At 58.9% G+C, this 16,795-nt stretch carries 16 protein-coding genes; 13 read left to right on the forward strand and 3 right to left on the reverse strand.

Features of this window, described 5'->3' with window-relative positions; translation table 11 throughout:
- Positions 1-47 precede the first annotated feature (47 nt).
- Complete coding sequence (locus AT6N2_RS09100) at positions 48-854, reverse strand: undecaprenyl-diphosphate phosphatase (protein ID WP_209085872.1); 807 nt, start codon at positions 852-854, stop codon at positions 48-50.
- 158 nt (positions 855-1,012) lie between these two features.
- Between AT6N2_RS09100 and AT6N2_RS09105 the strand changes: the two genes are divergently transcribed.
- The 13 genes from AT6N2_RS09105 (at position 1,013) to guaA (ending at position 14,523) form a co-directional block, all read left to right on the forward strand.
- Entirely contained in the window at positions 1,013-1,705 is a 693-nt protein-coding gene (locus AT6N2_RS09105; protein WP_003520121.1) for a glutathione S-transferase family protein, read from the forward strand.
- Between the two features lie 79 nt (positions 1,706-1,784).
- Complete coding sequence (gene queG, locus AT6N2_RS09110; RefSeq protein WP_209089648.1) at positions 1,785-2,936, forward strand: tRNA epoxyqueuosine(34) reductase QueG; 1,152 nt, start codon at positions 1,785-1,787, stop codon at positions 2,934-2,936.
- A gap of 3 nt (positions 2,937-2,939) precedes the next feature.
- A complete protein-coding gene (locus AT6N2_RS09115) occupies positions 2,940-3,812 on the forward strand; it encodes an SDR family oxidoreductase (protein WP_209085875.1) in 873 nt (290 codons plus the stop codon).
- Positions 3,813-4,238: 426 nt separating this feature from the next.
- Positions 4,239-4,607 carry a septal ring lytic transglycosylase RlpA family protein gene (locus AT6N2_RS09120; RefSeq protein WP_063949493.1) on the forward strand — a complete coding sequence of 123 codons (369 nt, stop codon included), beginning with the start codon at positions 4,239-4,241 and terminating at the stop codon, positions 4,605-4,607.
- Between the two features lie 61 nt (positions 4,608-4,668).
- Positions 4,669-5,958, forward strand: coding sequence for an RsmB/NOP family class I SAM-dependent RNA methyltransferase (locus AT6N2_RS09125; protein ID WP_209085878.1), 1,290 nt, complete (start codon positions 4,669-4,671; stop codon positions 5,956-5,958).
- Between the two features lie 155 nt (positions 5,959-6,113).
- On the forward strand, positions 6,114-7,391 hold the full coding sequence (locus AT6N2_RS09130) for an imelysin family protein (protein ID WP_209085881.1): 1,278 nt from the start codon (positions 6,114-6,116) through the stop codon (positions 7,389-7,391).
- Between the two features lie 59 nt (positions 7,392-7,450).
- Positions 7,451-8,974: a di-heme oxidoredictase family protein gene (locus tag AT6N2_RS09135; protein ID WP_209089649.1), complete on the forward strand. Its 1,524-nt coding sequence runs from the start codon at positions 7,451-7,453 to the stop codon at positions 8,972-8,974.
- Positions 8,974-10,095, forward strand: coding sequence for an imelysin family protein (locus AT6N2_RS09140; RefSeq protein ID WP_209085883.1), 1,122 nt, complete (start codon positions 8,974-8,976; stop codon positions 10,093-10,095). The genes AT6N2_RS09135 and AT6N2_RS09140 overlap by 1 nt, the downstream gene beginning before the upstream one ends.
- A gap of 4 nt (positions 10,096-10,099) precedes the next feature.
- Positions 10,100-11,194, forward strand: a complete 1,095-nt coding sequence (locus AT6N2_RS09145) for a DUF1513 domain-containing protein (RefSeq protein WP_209085885.1) — start codon at positions 10,100-10,102, stop codon at positions 11,192-11,194.
- Between the two features lie 51 nt (positions 11,195-11,245).
- The gene (locus tag AT6N2_RS09150) at positions 11,246-11,698 is read left to right on the forward strand and encodes a TspO/MBR family protein (RefSeq protein WP_209085887.1); all 453 of its coding nucleotides are present in this window, start codon (positions 11,246-11,248) and stop codon (positions 11,696-11,698) included.
- Between the two features lie 80 nt (positions 11,699-11,778).
- The gene (locus AT6N2_RS09155) at positions 11,779-12,228 is read left to right on the forward strand and encodes a PaaI family thioesterase (RefSeq protein ID WP_209085889.1); all 450 of its coding nucleotides are present in this window, start codon (positions 11,779-11,781) and stop codon (positions 12,226-12,228) included.
- Positions 12,225-12,863 carry a 5'-methylthioadenosine/S-adenosylhomocysteine nucleosidase gene (locus tag AT6N2_RS09160; RefSeq protein WP_209085899.1) on the forward strand — a complete coding sequence of 213 codons (639 nt, stop codon included), beginning with the start codon at positions 12,225-12,227 and terminating at the stop codon, positions 12,861-12,863. The genes AT6N2_RS09155 and AT6N2_RS09160 overlap by 4 nt, the downstream gene beginning before the upstream one ends.
- Positions 12,864-12,945: 82 nt before the next feature.
- Positions 12,946-14,523 (forward strand): glutamine-hydrolyzing GMP synthase, encoded by a 1,578-nt coding sequence (gene guaA, locus AT6N2_RS09165; RefSeq protein WP_063949485.1) that lies wholly within the window; start codon positions 12,946-12,948, stop codon positions 14,521-14,523.
- A 236-nt stretch (positions 14,524-14,759) separates the two neighbouring features.
- On the opposite strand, the gene osmF is transcribed toward guaA, so the two are convergent.
- Both osmF and AT6N2_RS09175 read right to left on the reverse strand, forming a co-directional pair.
- The gene (gene osmF, locus AT6N2_RS09170; protein WP_063949484.1) at positions 14,760-15,671 is read right to left on the reverse strand and encodes a glycine betaine ABC transporter substrate-binding protein OsmF; all 912 of its coding nucleotides are present in this window, start codon (positions 15,669-15,671) and stop codon (positions 14,760-14,762) included.
- A gap of 73 nt (positions 15,672-15,744) precedes the next feature.
- Positions 15,745-16,788, reverse strand: coding sequence for an AbrB family transcriptional regulator (locus AT6N2_RS09175; protein ID WP_063949483.1), 1,044 nt, complete (start codon positions 16,786-16,788; stop codon positions 15,745-15,747).
- Between the last annotated feature and the right edge of the window lie 7 nt (positions 16,789-16,795).

Here is a 16,795-nt window from a genome sequence, read left to right on the forward strand (position 1 = left end):
GCCGCCGGTTTTCCGGGGCGCTTTTTTATTGTGCGGTCGTCGGCGGGTCAGCCAACAACGAGTAGTGCGACAAGGCCGAGCGCACCGATGACGATGCGCCACCACGCAAACGGCGCAAAACCGCGGCGCGACACGAAATCCAGAAGTGATCTCACCACGAAGAGGCCGGACACAAAGGCCGCGATAAAGCCGACGGCAATCAGGGCGCTGTCATCAAAGCTCAGCGCATCGCGGTTCTTATAGAGATCCAGCACAAACGCGCCGAGCATGGTCGGCATCGCCAGGAAAAAAGAGAATTCAGCCGCCGAACGCTTGTCCGTGCCCATCAGCAGGGAGCCTACGATGGTGGCACCCGAGCGCGAGGTGCCGGGAATCATCGCAAGGCACTGAAAAAGGCCGATCTTGAACGCAAGCGACGGCGGATACTCCATGATGTCGGTATATTTCGGCTTCAGCGGCATGCGATCGACGGCGAGCAGAATAACCCCGCCGACGATGAGCATGACGCAGATCAGCATCGGCGTTTCAAACAGCACTGTCTTGATGAAGTCATGCGCCAGAGTACCGATGGCGGCCGCGGGCAGGAAGGCCAGCGCGACGGCCAGGACGAAACGACGTGCCTTTGCACTTGTCGGCATCGCCAGAGCGATCGAGACAAGCTTATGAAAATAAACGAGAAGAATGGCGAGAATCGCGCCAAGCTGGATCAGAACGGCGAAGGTGTTTCCGGGCGATTTGAAACCGAGGAAATGACCAGCCAGTAACACATGCGCGGTGGAGGACACGGGAATGAATTCCGTCAACCCCTCGATAATGCCCAGCAAAAGCGCGCTGATGATCGACTGGTCACCCATGGGGTATCCTTCTTTTCAGGGGAAAGTGGCGATGGAAGGCAATTGCGTTAAACTTGTTTTAAATTAGCCAAGCTCTTATAGCGTCTTGATGAAGCGAAACTGAAAAAGTTTTCCGGCAAATGCCGATCATACCAACCAATCGTAAAAATTGAGTACCAATGCCAACTCTCTATCACTCTCCGATGTCGACCGCGTCCCGGTTCGTTCGTCTGATTCTCGCGGAATACGGCTTCCAGACCGATCTCGTCGAGGAACAGCCGTGGGAAAGGCGGCGGGAGTTTCTGGCGCTCAATCCGGCCGGCACCCTGCCGGTCTATCTCGATGACAACATGCGCTCGTTGAGTGGCCCTTATGTGCTCGCCGAATTTCTGGACGAGACGCATGGGGTTTTGAAGCGCGACCGGCGGCTTCTGGCGGAAGACCCATTCCAGCGCGCGGAAATCCGCCGTCTGACGGAGTGGTTTCTGCAAAAGATGGAAAATGACGTGACGCGGCCGCTGGTGCGCGAACGGGTTTACAAATTGCAGATGACGGCGGCGCAGGGTGGCGGACCGCCGGATTCCAAGCTGCTGCGCACGGCTCGCAACAACATCCGCCAGCACATCAAATATCTGGAGTGGCTGGCCGGCTCGCGCACGTGGTTGGCTGGTGACCGGTTGAGCTATGCCGATCTCGCCGCCGCCGCCGCCGTGTCGGTGCTGGATTATCTCGGTGAGATCAACTGGCTTGAAGCGCCTATTGCCAAGGAGTGGTATCAGCGGGTGAAATCCCGCCCGTCATTCCGGCCGTTTCTCAGCGAACGCATCCCGCGTCTTGCCCCCTCCTCGCACTACGCCGATCTGGATTTCTGAGGTCTGGCCTCCCAGTTATTTGCTGCGGCCTGCGCCTCAGCTTATATATGCCGCACAATAGGTCTCTGGAGGTAAGACGATCGACGTTGCCGACGACAAGCAGCGGATACGCGCGCGCAAACTGACGGATTTCGTTCGTCGGGAGGCGATTTCGCTCGGCTTCGATCTCTGTCGCATCACGGTACCCGACAGCATTCCGCTTGCACCGGAGCGGCTGCGGCAGTTCCTCGACAATGGCTACCACGGCACCATGGCGTGGATGGAGGAAACCGAGGCGCGTCGGGCGGAACCCAAAACGCTCTGGGGTGATGTGCGCTCCATCGTCATGTTCGGTCTCAATTACGGCCCGGAGGAAGACCCGCGCCACCTGCTTTTGAAACCGGACAAGGCAGCCATTTCGGTCTATGCCCGCAACCGCGATTACCATGACATCATCAAGGGGCGGCTGAAGGAGATCGCCACGCGCTTTGCTGCCCGCGCCGGTGAGGATGTGAAGGTCTTCGTCGACACTGCCCCGGTAATGGAAAAGCCGCTTGCCGCCGCGGCCGGTCTCGGCTGGCAGGGCAAACATACCAATCTCGTCAGCCGCAGCCATGGCTCCTGGCTGTTTCTGGGCAGCATGTTCACCACGGCCGAGCTGTGTCTCGATGAGGCCGAGAAGGATCATTGCGGCTCCTGCCGCGCCTGCCTCGACGCCTGCCCCACGGCAGCCTTCCCCGCTCCCTACCAGCTGGATGCGCGCCGCTGCATCTCCTATCTCACCATTGAGCACAAGGGGCCGATCCCGCACGAATTCCGGCCGATGATCGGCAATCGCATCTATGGCTGCGACGACTGTCTTGCCGCCTGTCCGTGGAACAAGTTTGCGGCGAGCGCCTCCGAAATGAAGTTGCAGGCGCGCGAGGATCTGAAGGAGCCGTCCATCGCCTTCCTGCTGACCCTCGACGATGCCGCCTTCCGAAGTTTTTTCAGCGGCTCGCCCGTCAAGCGAATTGGCCGCAATCGCTTCATCCGTAATGTACTGATTGCAGCTGGAAATTCTGCCGACCGGCAATTTGTCGAGCAGTGCAAGGCACTTGCGCAGAACGATCCTTCCGCGGACGTGCGCGGCATGGCCGTCTGGGCTTTATCGCGCCTTATGGACAGGGACGAATTCCGTACATACTCTGCCGGTCGCGCGCCGGAGACTGATCCGGACGCGGAAATGGAATGGCAACGGGCAGAGGCGTAAAGCATGCATGTAATGATTTTCGGCGCGGGATATTCAGGAAAAGCCATCGCAACCGCGCTGAAAATAGATGCAGCAACCGTCTCGGGCACCACGCGGAGCACCGATAAATTCCCGAGCCTTGCCGCTGCAGGCATGGCCCCGTTTATCTTTGACGGCTCGCAGCTCAATGATGCGCTCGTCGCCGCCATGGCCGATGTGACGCATCTCGTACAGTCCGTCGCGCCCGGCAAGGAAGGCGATCCCTTACTTGCGTGTCTCGGCGACGATCTCAAAAAATTGCTGCCAAATCTGAAATGGCTGGCTTACCTTTCCACCGTTGGCGTTTATGGCGACCATCAGGGCGCCTGGGTTGATGAGACAACAACCTGCCGTCCCGTTTCCGCACGGTCCGTGGAGCGCGTGGCGGCGGAAGCTGCGTGGACCGAAGCAGCTGAGAAAGCGGATGTGCCGCTTGCCATTCTCCGTCTTTCCGGAATTTACGGTCCGGGTCGCAACACCTTCATCAACTTCGAGAAGGGGACAGCGCGGCGGCTGGTGAAGAAGGACCAGGTGTTCAACCGCATCAGGGTGGAGGATATCGGCGCGGCCGCTGCCTTTTTGGCACGTCTAAATGAACGTGGCATCTTAAACGTTACCGACGACGAGCCATGCCCGCCGCAGGATGTGGTGAGCTTTGCAGCTGGAGTGATGGGCGTTGAACCACCCGCGGAGCAGGATTTCGACACCGCCGATCTAACGCCGATGGCGCGCTCCTTTTATGGCGAGAACAAGCGTGTCTCAAATGCCAAAATGCGGGATCTCGGCTTCGATTTTGCCTATCCGGAATACCGACAGTCCCTGCGCCAACTTTGGGAAAGCGGCCTTTGGCGAGGCTGAATACGCGCGGTGCGGAAACGATGAAAAATCCATCCAATGGCATTTTAGCGGATGGTTTTCGTTGAAATCAGGCGAATTAAGACTTAATTAACTACGCCGAATCGCTAAAATACTACTCATTGGAAAAATATTTCGCTCACGTTTCGTGAAGAGGATTCACGAAGCGGTGACTTGTAATAGCATTCCCCTTGACCCTTGATTCTGCATTATTTTTTGCGAGTGTTACGGCGCGTGTCGTCGGGACGTCTTTCCTGCTGGTTATCACGAATGTTACACTTTGTAACAGTTCGTGATTTGAGATCAGCTTTTTTTCGCCATTTTTCCCTCGCCCTACAATCTCGCATCAAAAGGCGTTCAGGCCAGTAAATGGCCGTTTAGCAAGGGCACAATCAATCGGCGCGGGGCCGATTTTCAGGGAAGTACAGTTTGTTGAATATCCGTCGTATAACTTTCACCGCTGCAACTATAGCCGCCTGTTCCATCATCGCGCCTCTTCAGGCGAATGCGGCAAATGGTTGTGGAGGCGCATCGTGGTATGCGTTGTCCTCCAAGACTGCTTCAGGCGAGCGTATGAACGCTGCCAACCTGACAGCCGCTCACCGCTCCCTGCGGTTCGGCACCAAGGTCAAGGTTACCAACGCCCGCAACGGCAAGGCGGTCGTGGTGCGCATCAACGACCGCGGGCCATTCATCAAGGGCCGCGTTCTCGATCTTTCCAAGGCTGCCGCCAAGAACATCGGCATGATCAGTTCCGGCACCGCCAAGGTCTGCTATGAGGTCGTCAAGGCCGATTGAGCCTTGCCCTCGCCGCCTTTCACGTCTACCAACCGGGCTTATCAGAAGAACGAGGTAGACAATGCGTTTAGGCGGACGTTTGGCCGGAGCGATCGAAGTATTGGCGGACATTGAGGGACGCAGACGTCCCGTCGCCGATGCTCTGAAGGATTGGGGCCTTGCCCATCGTTTCGCCGGTTCCGGCGACAGGGCGGCCATCGGCAACATCGTCTATGACGCGCTGCGCATGAAGCTCTCGCACGCCTGGCTGATGGATGATGATAGCGCTTCCTCTCTCGCCTACGCGGTTTTGCTGCGGCAATGGGGCAAAAGCTTCGAGGCGCTCGCGGCGGAATTCGAAGGCGACAAGTTCGCCCCCGCCGCACCCGATGCGGAAAAGCAGCAGGCGTTCTTATCCCGTTCGCTCACCGAGGCGCCGGCCTATATTCAGGGCGATATTCCCGAATGGGTGCAAACTTCCTTTAAGACGGCATTTGGAGAGCGCTGGCTCACCGAGGCGCAGGCGCTGAACGAGCGCCCCACGCTTGATCTTCGCGCCAACACGCTGAAGGCAACGCGCGACAAGGTGATGAAGGCGCTGGAGGAGAGCGGCGCGGAAGCCACGCAGATTGCCCGGCAGGGCGTTCGTATACCGGCCGGCACAGGGCCTTCCCGCCTGCCAAACGTGACAGCCGAACTTTCCTTCCAGAAGGGCTGGTTCGAGGTGCAGGACGAAGGTTCGCAGATCGTCGCCGATCTTGCCAGTGCCCATGAAGGCGAACAGATCCTGGACTTCTGCGCCGGCGGCGGCGGCAAGACGCTGGCCATGGCGGCCAGCATGAACAACAAGGGCCAGGTTCACGCCTTCGATGCTGATCGCAAACGGCTCGCACCGATCATCGAGCGGCTGAAGCGGGCCGGTACACGCAATGTGCAGGTGCATGACCGCGCCTCCGGCCTTGCCCCGTTCGAGGGAAAATTCGACCGCGTCCTGGTCGACGCCCCCTGCACCGGCACCGGAACATGGCGCCGCCGCCCTGATACGAAATGGCGGCTGACGGCTCGCAATCTGGAAGAGCGTGTGCAGCAGCAGGGCGAGGCGCTTTCGCAGGCGAAGAGCTTCGTGCGACCGGGCGGCGAGTTGCTTTATGTCACCTGTTCGGTATTGCCGGAAGAAAACGAACAGCAGGTGCGCCGCTTCTGTGAGGAAAACCCTGAATTTGCCATTCGGTCCGCGATTGAGCGCTGGGAGACGATTTTCGGCGGCAAAGCGAATAAACCGCATTCTTCCGATGGCAAGACAGTAACGTTGACGCCTGCAACCACAGATACGGATGGATTCTTCTTCTGCGTGATGAAACGCGAAGCATAAAACAGGTTTTGCACGCAGCGATTTTAGTTGAGGAGCGCGACGCGGCGTTGTTTCAAAGCGTTCTAAACTAGAATGTTTGACACAAGTTTGTGATTGGGTCAGAACTCGCCTGCCGCAGCGCGACGTTATGTCGTGTCTGCCGAAGGAGAGGGTTCATGATCCGCAAGACAATTCTCAGCGCGTCCTTCGCGCTTCTGGCCGCATCGGCGGTCTTCACCGCGCCGCCTGCACGGGCAGCGACCGACGCCGCAGCCGTGATCAAGCATTATGCGGATGTGGCCCATGCCAAATACGAGGATTCGCTGACTACCGCGAAGGCGCTCGACAAGGCTATCGACGCGCTGATCGCAACGCCGAGCGAAGAGACCCTCAAAGCCGCGCGCGAAGCCTGGATCAAGGCGCGCGTTCCCTATCAGCAATCGGAAGTCTATCGTTTCGGCAATCCGCTTGTTGATGCCTGGGAAGGCAAGGTCAACGCCTGGCCGCTGGATGAGGGTCTGATCGATTATGTCGATAGCTCCTACGGGACGGAAAGCGATGAGAACGAGCTCTACGTTGCCAACATCATTGCCAATCCGAAAATCAAGATCAGCGGTGAGGACGTCGACGCCTCCAAGATCACCCCGGAGCTGATCGAAAGCCTGCACGAGGCGGGCGACGTCGAAGCCAATGTGACGACCGGTTACCATGCCATCGAGTTCCTGCTCTGGGGTCAGGATCTGAACGGCACCGGTCCGGGCGCCGGCAACCGCCCTTACACCGATTACGACAAGGCGAATTGCACGAATGGTAATTGTGACCGCCGCTCAGATTACCTGAAATCAGCCTCCACTCTCCTGATCAAGGATCTTCAGGAAATGGTGGATGCCTGGGCGCCGGAGGGTGAGGCGACGAAGACGGTGGAAGCCGATCCGAAAGCGGGCCTCACCGCCATTTTGACCGGCATGGGTTCACTCTCCTATGGTGAGCTTGCGGGCGAGCGCATGAAGCTTGGCCTGCTGCTGCACGATCCGGAAGAGGAGCATGATTGCTTCTCCGACAATACCTATAATTCGCATCTGAACGACGCCATCGGCATCGCTTCGGCCTATACGGGTGACTATACCCGCGTGGACGGCACGAAGATGACCGGTGCGTCGCTGTCGGAACTCGTCGGTGCCAAGGACAAAGCGCTGAACGACGAGATGCTGGCAAAGCTTAACAAGACGCTCGACGCCATGCATGCGATGGAAAAGCGTGCCCAGACGGTCGAAGCCTACGACCAGATGATCGGCGAAGGCAACAAGGAAGGAAACGCCGTGGTTCAGGCGGCCATCGATGGCCTGATCGACCAGACCAAGACGGTCGAACGCGTTATTGCGGCACTCGATCTTGGCAAGATCCAGCTTGAGGGTTCGGACAGCCTGGACAATCCGACCACCGTCTTCAAATAATCATTCGGGCGGGCCGCAGTCCATTGCGGCCCGCCTGTCAAATGTGCTTTCCCACCGTCATGGAAATGTCGCTGCCTCCGATCCGCAAGCCGTTTTTCGTCGCCGGGGCAGCCTGCCTGGTGGCATCGGTGACGCTCGCCGCGCCGCTGCGTGACGACCTGACGGAGGCCGACCGAAGCCGCGTGCTGGCTGTCACTGCGCCGACGACCGATTTCACGAAGCCGGAGCCCTTCGAGGCCATGTCCGGCGGCGCGACCACCAGCACCGGCAAGGTCGATGGCAACGCATTTTCCCATCCGTCCGCCACGATGCCTTTCGAGCGGAAGCAGGATTTCAAGCTTGGCAACGCGCTGTTCCAGAAGCTTTGGGTTTCTTCGCCTTCCTCCACACAGGCCTCGGATGGGCTCGGCCCTCTCTATAACGCGCGATCCTGCCAGACCTGCCACGTGAATGACGGCAGGGGCCGCCCGCCACTTGCCGCAGAAGACCCGGTTTCGCTGTTTTTGCGTCTGGCGCGACCCGCCCGTGACGAGGAGGAACGGGCCGCGATTGCGCGCCATGAGGTGCTGAATTTTCCCGATGAGACCTATGGCCGGCAGTTGCAGACTCTGGCTATCCCGGGGCTCCCAGCCGAAGGCAAACCGGTCATCACCTACACTGAAGCGCCGGTCAAGCTTTCGGATGGTGAAGTGATAATGCTGCGCAAGCCTGCATACGTCGTTAAAGATTTGAGTTATGGCCCCCTCGGCGCTGACACGACGCTGTCAGCGCGCATTGCCATGCCCACGCTCGGGCTTGGTCTCATCGAAGCGATTGGGCAGGCCGATATTCTGGCCAATGCCGACCCTGACGATAAAGATGGCAACGGCATTTCCGGGCGTCCGGCATGGGTGAAGGATCACCGCACCGGCGAGACGACGCTTGGCCGGTTCGGCTGGAAAGCGCAGAATGCCAGTGTGCGCGACCAGAGCGCCAGCGCCTTTTCCCACGATATCGGCATTTCCACACCGGATGCGCCGAATGCCTATGGCGATTGCACTTCTGCACAGAAGAACTGTCTTGCCATGCCGACGGGCGTGCAACCCCGGCTTGGGCCTGTGGAAGCACCCGATCCAATACTCGATCTCGTGACTTTCTACACCGAAAACCTCGCCGTCCCTCGCCGCCGAGATGTTGATGATCCGGTGGTCCTCCACGGAAAGCAACTTTTCTATACGTCCGGCTGCACGGCCTGCCACACGCCGAAATTCGTCACCCGCCGCGACGCCACCGACCCCATGCATTCCTTTCAGTTGATCTGGCCTTATGCGGATTTCCTGTTGCACGACATGGGAGAGGATCTTGCCGATGGTCAGCAGGTGGGCGAAGCCAGCGGGCGGCACTGGCGCACCCAGCCGCTCTGGGGTATCGGCTTGACGCAGCGCGTGAACGGTAACGGCTTTTACCTGCACGATGGCAGGGCGCGCAGCCTGCTGGAAGCGATATTGTGGCACGGTGGCGAAGGGCAGACGGCGCGCGACGCCTTCGCCGCCTTGCAAAAATCCGACCGGCAGGCTTTGCTGGCCTTTCTGGAGTCCCTTTGATGAAGCTTGCCATGCGAAAATTATCCAGTGTTCTGTCCGTTTTTCTGCTTTTCGCTCCGCCCCTGGCGAGGGCGCAGGATGTGGAACTGCTGCCACCACCGCCGCTTGACCCTGTGCAGGTGCGCAGCGTGATGGAAAAGGCCGTGAATGGATTTATCCGCCCCGGCTACGACCACTTCAGGGGGGCCGCGGAAAAACTCGAGGGCAGCATGAAAGCCCTTTGCGAAGCTCCCTCCCCGGTGACGGAAACAGCGGCCAAGGCGGCTTTTGCCGATACCGTATCAAGCTGGTCGACCATCGAAATCGTGCGGGTTGGACCTGTCATCGAGAAGAACCGTTTCGAACGCGTGCTTTATTACCCCGACAAGAAGGGTCTCGGCCTGAAGCAGGTGCAGCGTTACCTTTCGGAAAAGGATGAAAGCGTTACCACCGCCGATGGCCTGAAAGGCAAGAGTGTCGCGGCACAGGGGCTTGGCGCGCTGGAATTCGTGCTTTACGGCACGGGTGCGGAAGAATTGCTCGACAAGAAAGGTGACTTCCGCTGCCGCTTCGGCGCTGCCATCGCCGGTAATATCGCCAATGTGGCGACAGAGCTTTCCGACAGCTGGAACGCGCCTGATGGTGCACAGAAAAACTGGACACAGCCGGGACCGGACAACCCCGTCTTCCGCGACGAGCGCGAGGCGCTCGTCGGGTTGCTCGGCATTCTCGTGCACGGCGCAGAGGCAATCCGCGACCAGCGGATCGAAACCTTCTACAAGGGACCGGACAAGGCGATCTTTCCCCGAACCGCCATTTACTGGCGATCCGGCCTGACCTGGAAGAGCATCTCCGCCAATATCAAAGCTGTTCAGACGCTGCTGCACACGGCGGATATGGTCGAACTCGTGCCGCCCGACCAGCGCTCCATCGTCAACTCCATCGACTTCATCGCCAAATCGATGGTCCGCGTCGCCGGAACCATCGACACGGATGTGCAGAAGGCACTGGATCAGGACGACCAGCGCGCTAAGGTGGATTATCTGCTGCTCAATGGCAAAGATCTAATCTACCGCCTGAACGACCAATATGGCGGGGCAATCGGCCTCAGTTCCGGCTTCTCCTTCGCCGACGGGGATTGAACCGATGGCACCGGATCGTCGACCGCTGCTGATAGACCGGCGCAGCTTCATCAAGGCGGCGGGTATTCCCTTTCTCGCTGCTCTTGCTCCACGGTCACTCCATGCACTGGAGAGAACCGACGCTGTCTTTGCCTCCGCCTTCCGCGCCCGCGATGGCTCCTACGGCATTGCAACGGTGAGCGAAGCGGGCGAGATCATCGACCGGGTCACCCTTCCCGCTCGGGCCCATGGCATGGCGACCAGCCACGCGACAGGCATGACTGTGGCCTTTTCGCGCCGTCCCGGCACATTTTTCATGGCATTCGACCCTACGCGGCGGCGCGAACCTGTCGTGATGCATACGCCGGAGAACCGCCACTTCTACGGTCACGGGCAGTTCTCGCCGGATGGTTCGATCCTCTACGCCAGCGAAAACGATTTCGATGGCAATCGCGGTGTTATCGGCCTTTATGACGCACGCAACGGCTTTGCCCGCATCGGCGAATATGACGCGCACGGCATCGGCACACACGATATGACGGTCAGCGATGATGGTCGGCTGATCGTGATCGCCAATGGTGGCATCGAAACCCATCCGGATTTCGGCCGCACGAAACTCAATATCGACGCGATGCAGCCTTCCCTCGTGCTGCTGGATGCCGCAGCGGGCCGGTTGATCCAGAAACACGCCATGCCGGAAAAACTACGGCAGCTTTCCACCCGCCATGTCGATCTTGGTGACGATGGCCGTGTCTGGTTCGCATGCCAATACGAGGGGCCGCGCAACGATCGTCCGCCGCTTGTCGGCCACTTCTCCAGAGGAGAGGATGTAATCTTCCTTGATCTACCGGAAGAAACGACGATACGCCTTGCCAATTATGTCGGGGCGATCGCCGTCAACAGACACGAAGGGCTGGTGGGCCTCACCTCGCCCAATGGCAACGCCGTGGTGATGCTCGATGCAAAATCCGGTCGTGTCGTTTCCGAGACGAGCCTGCGCGAAGCGGCAGGCGTGGCCCCCGCCGCCAAGGGTATTGCGGTTTCCTCCTATGCTGGATTTTTCCGATCCATTCGCAGCGACGTCGCGTGGGACCAGCATATCGTGCGCATAGCGGGCTAAAATATTGAAAAGGCTTGGGAACAAAAATATGGGCCGCGCATTGGAAGCGTCATGAAAAACCTCACCGTCTACATTGTTTTTATCGTCGCCGTTGTCGCCATCGGAGCTCTCATCGGCGTCAACAATGTGCCTGGTGAATGGTACCAGTCGCTGCAAAAGCCCTTCTTCAATCCACCGAACTGGATTTTTGGTCCAGTCTGGACAACGCTTTACGTGCTGATCGGCATTGCGGGCGCGCGCACTTGGATCAGAAGGCCCACGGGTACGCGGATGCGCCTCTGGTTCACACAGATGGTCCTCAATTTCCTGTGGTCGCCCATCTTTTTCGGCATGCAAAGCCCGGTCGGCGCGCTCGTCATCATCATCCCCATGCTAATCTGCATCATTGCCTTCATGGTTCTGACTTTTAGCCGCGACCGGCTGTCGAGCCTGCTGTTCGCGCCCTACGCGCTGTGGGTCGCTTTTGCCACTGTCTTGAACGCCAGCATCGTCATGCTGAACTAAAAAGCCGCTATTCCCCTTGCCTTGCCTGACGCGGCGCGCCATGTCAGTTTGCGATCAGGTAGAAGCAGGCAGGGTAAGCCATGGAGATCACGGATCCCGGCGATTTTCGTCAGCGGATAGAAAGCAGCTTTGCACGGCAAGGTGTCGTTCAGGCGATCAATGCCGAGATCAGCCGGATCGAACACCGACTGGTGGAAATCGAGCTACCCTTTCACGATAAGCTGACGCAGCAGCACGGCATCCTGCATGCGGGCGTTATTGCTGCCGGTCTGGATACAGCCTGCACCTATGCCGCCTACACGATCATCGAGCCGGACGCTTCACTCCTGACAATCGAATTTAAGGTGAACCTCATGTCGCCGGGGCGAGGTGAGCGGTTTCTGTTTCGTGGTGAGATCATCAAGCCCGGCAACAATCTGATCGTTGCCGATGGTCGCGCCTACGCGCTGTCAGACGGGCCGGCGAAGCTGATCGCCTCGATGACGGGCACGATGATGGTGGTGAAAGGGCGTGAGGACATTACCGGATGAGCTACCGGCTTTTGCATGTCGCGGATAAATCCGTTCTTTTCGTCATGGCTGCTTCCGCCGAATACGGCCCTCACCTCCAGGCACGGATTGCCCCACTGATGACCGGCGTTGGCCCGGTCGAAGCGGCAAGTTCAGTGACGGCGGTTCTTGCCGGCCTCGATGCCGCGGATCACCTGCCCGATCTTGTCGTCTCGCTCGGCTCTGCCGGGTCGCGAACGCTGGAGCAAACGGGCATCTATCAGGCGGTGTCGGTGTCCTACCGCGATATGGATGCGTCCGCCTTCGGTTTCGAGAAGGGGCGTACGCCGTTTCTGGACCTGCCAGTCGAGGTGCCATTACCACTGCGAATCCCCGATGTTGCGGAGGCAAGGCTTTCCACCGGCGCCAACGTTGTTTCCGGTGCCGCCTACGGTTTGGTCGACGCCGATATGGTGGACATGGAGACGTTTGCGGTTTTGCGCGCCTGCCAGCGCTACGGCGTTCCGCTCGTCGCTCTGCGTGGCATTTCCGATGGCAAGTCGGATGTGAAGCATGTCGATGACTGGACGGAATATCTTGATATCATCGATGAAAAGCTGGCGGAGGTTGTCGAGCGCCTGTCGCGGGCCATCAAGGACGGCTCGATCGCCCTTTAAACCTTGCGATTTTCGCAAATTTCCGCCCATTGCCGCTCCCATGCGGGTTGCCTAAAGCCGTCATTTTCTTTAAAGGCTCGCCATGACCCAGATAGCCCATCCCGACAGCATTCTCATCATCGATTTCGGCAGCCAGGTGACGCAGCTGATTGCGCGCCGCATCCGCGAAGCCGGGGTCTATTGCGAAATCCATCCGTTTCAGAACGCCGCAGAGGCTTTCGAGAAGCTTCAGCCGAAGGGCGTAATCTTCTCGGGCGGCCCGGCATCGGTTACGGCGGAAGGCAGCCCGCGCGCACCGCAGGCAGTGTTCGACAGCAAGGTTCCGATCCTTGGCATCTGCTATGGCCAGCAAACTCTCTGCACGCAGCTCGGCGGCGTGGTCGAAGGTGGGCATGCGGCGGAATTTGGCCGTGCCGATATCGACATCAAGAAAGCGAGCCCTCTATTCGACGGCTTCTGGGAACAGGGCAAGAGCTATCCCGTCTGGATGAGCCATGGCGACCGCGTGACGAAGCTGCCTGATGGTTTCGAGGTCATCGCGACGTCAGAGAACGCGCCTTTCGCCATCGCAGCGGATGAGACCCGGCACTATTATTCCACCATGTTCCACCCGGAAGTGGTGCACACGCCCGATGGCGGCAAGCTGCTCTCCAACTTCGTGCATAAGATCGTCGGCCTCAAATCCGACTGGACGATGGCGGCCTATCGCGCCGAGATGATCCGCAAGATCCGCGAGCAGGTCGGCACTGGTCGCGTGCTCTGTGCATTGTCCGGCGGCGTCGATTCCTCGGTTGCAGCTATCCTCATCCACGAGGCGATCGGCGACCAGCTGACCTGCGTTTACGTTGACCACGGCCTGATGCGGCTTGGCGAAAGCGAGCAGGTCGTCGGCATGTTCCGTGACCACTACAATATTCCGCTCGTTCACGTCGATGCGTCCGACCTATTCCTCGGCGAACTCTCTGGCGTTTCCGATCCTGAGGTAAAGCGCAAGACGATCGGCCGCCTGTTCATCGAAGTGTTCGAGGCCGAAGCGGCCAAGATCGCTGCCGATGGCAAGGGTGCACCAAAGTTCCTGGCACAGGGGACGCTGTACCCCGACGTCATCGAAAGTGTTTCCTTCTCCGGTGGCCCCTCCGTCACCATCAAGAGCCACCACAATGTCGGCGGCCTTCCCGAGCGCATGAACATGCAGCTTGTGGAACCGCTGCGCGAGCTCTTCAAGGACGAAGTCCGTGCGCTCGGCCGCGAACTCGGCCTGCCGGAAAGCTTCATCGGTCGCCACCCCTTCCCCGGTCCGGGTCTTGCAATCCGCTGCCCCGGCGCGATCACGCGCGAGAAGCTCGATATTCTGCGCAAGGCGGATGCGATTTATCTCGATGAAATCCGCAAGGCGGGTCTCTACGACACCATTTGGCAGGCCTTTGCCGTGCTTCTGCCGGTGCAGACCGTAGGCGTCATGGGTGACTATCGCACGTATGACTTCGTCTGCGCCCTGCGCGCAGTGACCTCGGTAGACGGCATGACCGCCGATTTCTATCCCTACGACATGAATTTCCTCGGCCGTGCGGCAACCCGCATCATCAACGAAGTGCGCGGCATCAACCGCGTCGTTTACGACGTGACAAGCAAGCCGCCTGGCACGATCGAGTGGGAATAGGGGCTACATCGACACGGTTGATGTGGTCCCTCAATATGAAGCGTCAAACCTCGCTTTAAAGACAACGCCGCGACTGGTTCGCGGCGTTTCTGTTCTGCTTGGCGAGGTGAAACATCTGGGGATTGAGGCCACCGAAAGATCGCAATTGCACACGCCCGCCGAGGGTCATAAGCGGCAGTCGCAGATCACTTCAATGCACCGAGCATCGCGAAAGCTCCCCGCGCGCCTTGCAAGTGTCACTTCACGAAGCCATTCCTGATCAGGAAGTCGATCGCTACCTCTTTCGGCGATTCGCCGCCAAGCTCAACGCGCGCGTTCAGTTCCTGCAACGCTTTAAGGTCAAGCGCAGCGAATACGGGCTTCAGAAGTTGCTCAATGTAAGGGTGTTTTTTTAGAACGTCTTCGCGAATGATCGGCGCGGGTTGATAGACCGATTGCGCGTGCTTGTCATCCTCCATCACAACAAGATCGGAACGAGAGATGCCGCCATCCGTGCCATGAACCATTGCCGCATTGGCGTTGTCCGTCCGGTTTACTGCCGCGGCAATGGTGGACGCAGTATTCCCGTCGGAAGCAGTGGCCAGCTGATCAGACTTGAGGGTAAAGCCGTATGCGGTCTGAAAGGCCGGTAATCCTGCGGCCGAATGAATGAACTCCGATGAAGCCGCAACAACCACTGCTCCGCCCTTGGCGACGAATCTGCCGAAGTCGGACAAAGTCTTTAGCTCGTTCTTGTCGGCAACATCCTTGCGCAACGCAATAGCCCAAGCCCTGTTCGCAGGGGATGGCGTCAGCCAGACGATCTTGTTGGCGTCATAATCCAGTCTCTTCGCTTCCTCATACGCAGTCGAAGCGCCTTTCCAGAGCGGATCGTCCGCCCTGGAAAAAAAGAACGCGGCGTTGCCGGTATATTCGGGGTAGATGTCGATCTCTCCCGCGATCATCGCCTTGCGTAGAACTGGAGTGGTTCCAAGGCGAAGACGATATGTGGTTTCGATCTTGTTATGCTTGAGGACGGCGAGGATGATGTTGCCGAGAACGGCGCTCTCCTCATCAATCTTCGACGAGACCACCACTTGGCACTGCGCAACGGTAGCTGAAAAGGCAATCGCAAGTCCTGCCGCTGTCAACATCATCAAGCGTTTCATACATGGTTCTCCATACCTCAGCGCCCTTCAGATGAAATTGTCACTGCAATCCCGGCAGAACACGAAATGACGGTCAGCTGCCATCTCGCGTCCGTGCCCCCTTGCCCATGACAAGAGGCATCAGCACCGAAAGAAATAACAGTCTGATCACATGGTGAGAGCCGACATAGGCCGTATCTGCATGCATCATGACGGCCATCGCCGCCATTGTTTCGAGGCCGCCGGGGGAATAAGCGATCATGACGGCGTTGAGGGGAACGCCCGTGACAGATGCGATGAACCAGGCGATGCTGCCGGCGATCACCATGACGGCAATGGTAACCACGAAACCCGCAAGGAAGCCTTTCCGCACCTCCAGCAGCGAAACATTGGAGAAGCGTGTGCCGATCAGGCAGCCAATCAGGACATAGACCGGCAGGCTGAGCCATGTCGGCACGCCGCCCTCGGTGAGGCCGGTAATGTGCGTGCTGATGGAAATCGCAACGCCGCCCAGCAACAGCGCCGCCGGGAACTTCCAGCGCAGGAAAAGCCAGCCGGTTACCAGGGAGGCCACAATGGTGAGGCCGAGAGTGAGAAGGTCCATTGGCGGCTTCGTCAGCAGGGGCTCGGTACTGACGAGATCGAAATATTCGACGATCAGCGGCACCGAAAGTGTGAGCGCCAACACGCGCACGCTTTGCACAATGCTGACGGTCGCAAGGTCGCTTTTCGTTTCTGCGCCAAGGCTGATGATATAGCTGAGATGACCGGGAGAGGCGCCGAGCATCGCGGTCGTCCGGTCGTAGCCGAAACCGTAATGCAATATCCAATAGGCCACGTAAAGCATGATGACGACGGCAACGAGCACGACAACGAAGCTCAGCGGCCATGTCTTCGCGGCGTCAAGCACCGAAGGCGTGACGCTCGTTCCCATGGAAATGCCGACGACGACAAAACAGGCGTTGCGGATGGCGACGGGAATTCCAAGTTTCACGCCAGCAAGGCCGGTCAGCGTCACCGCAAGCGCCGGCCCCGACAGAAACGGGGCAGGAACACCGAGAAGGCTGGCAAGCAGGGCGCCGATGCTGCCAACGAGGGCGGTGAGCGCAAAAGTGTGAAATTCAGGCTTAATGATCATTGCGGCA

The sequence above is a fragment of the Agrobacterium tumefaciens genome (assembly GCF_017726655.1).
GTDB lineage: Bacteria > Pseudomonadota > Alphaproteobacteria > Rhizobiales > Rhizobiaceae > Agrobacterium > Agrobacterium tumefaciens_B.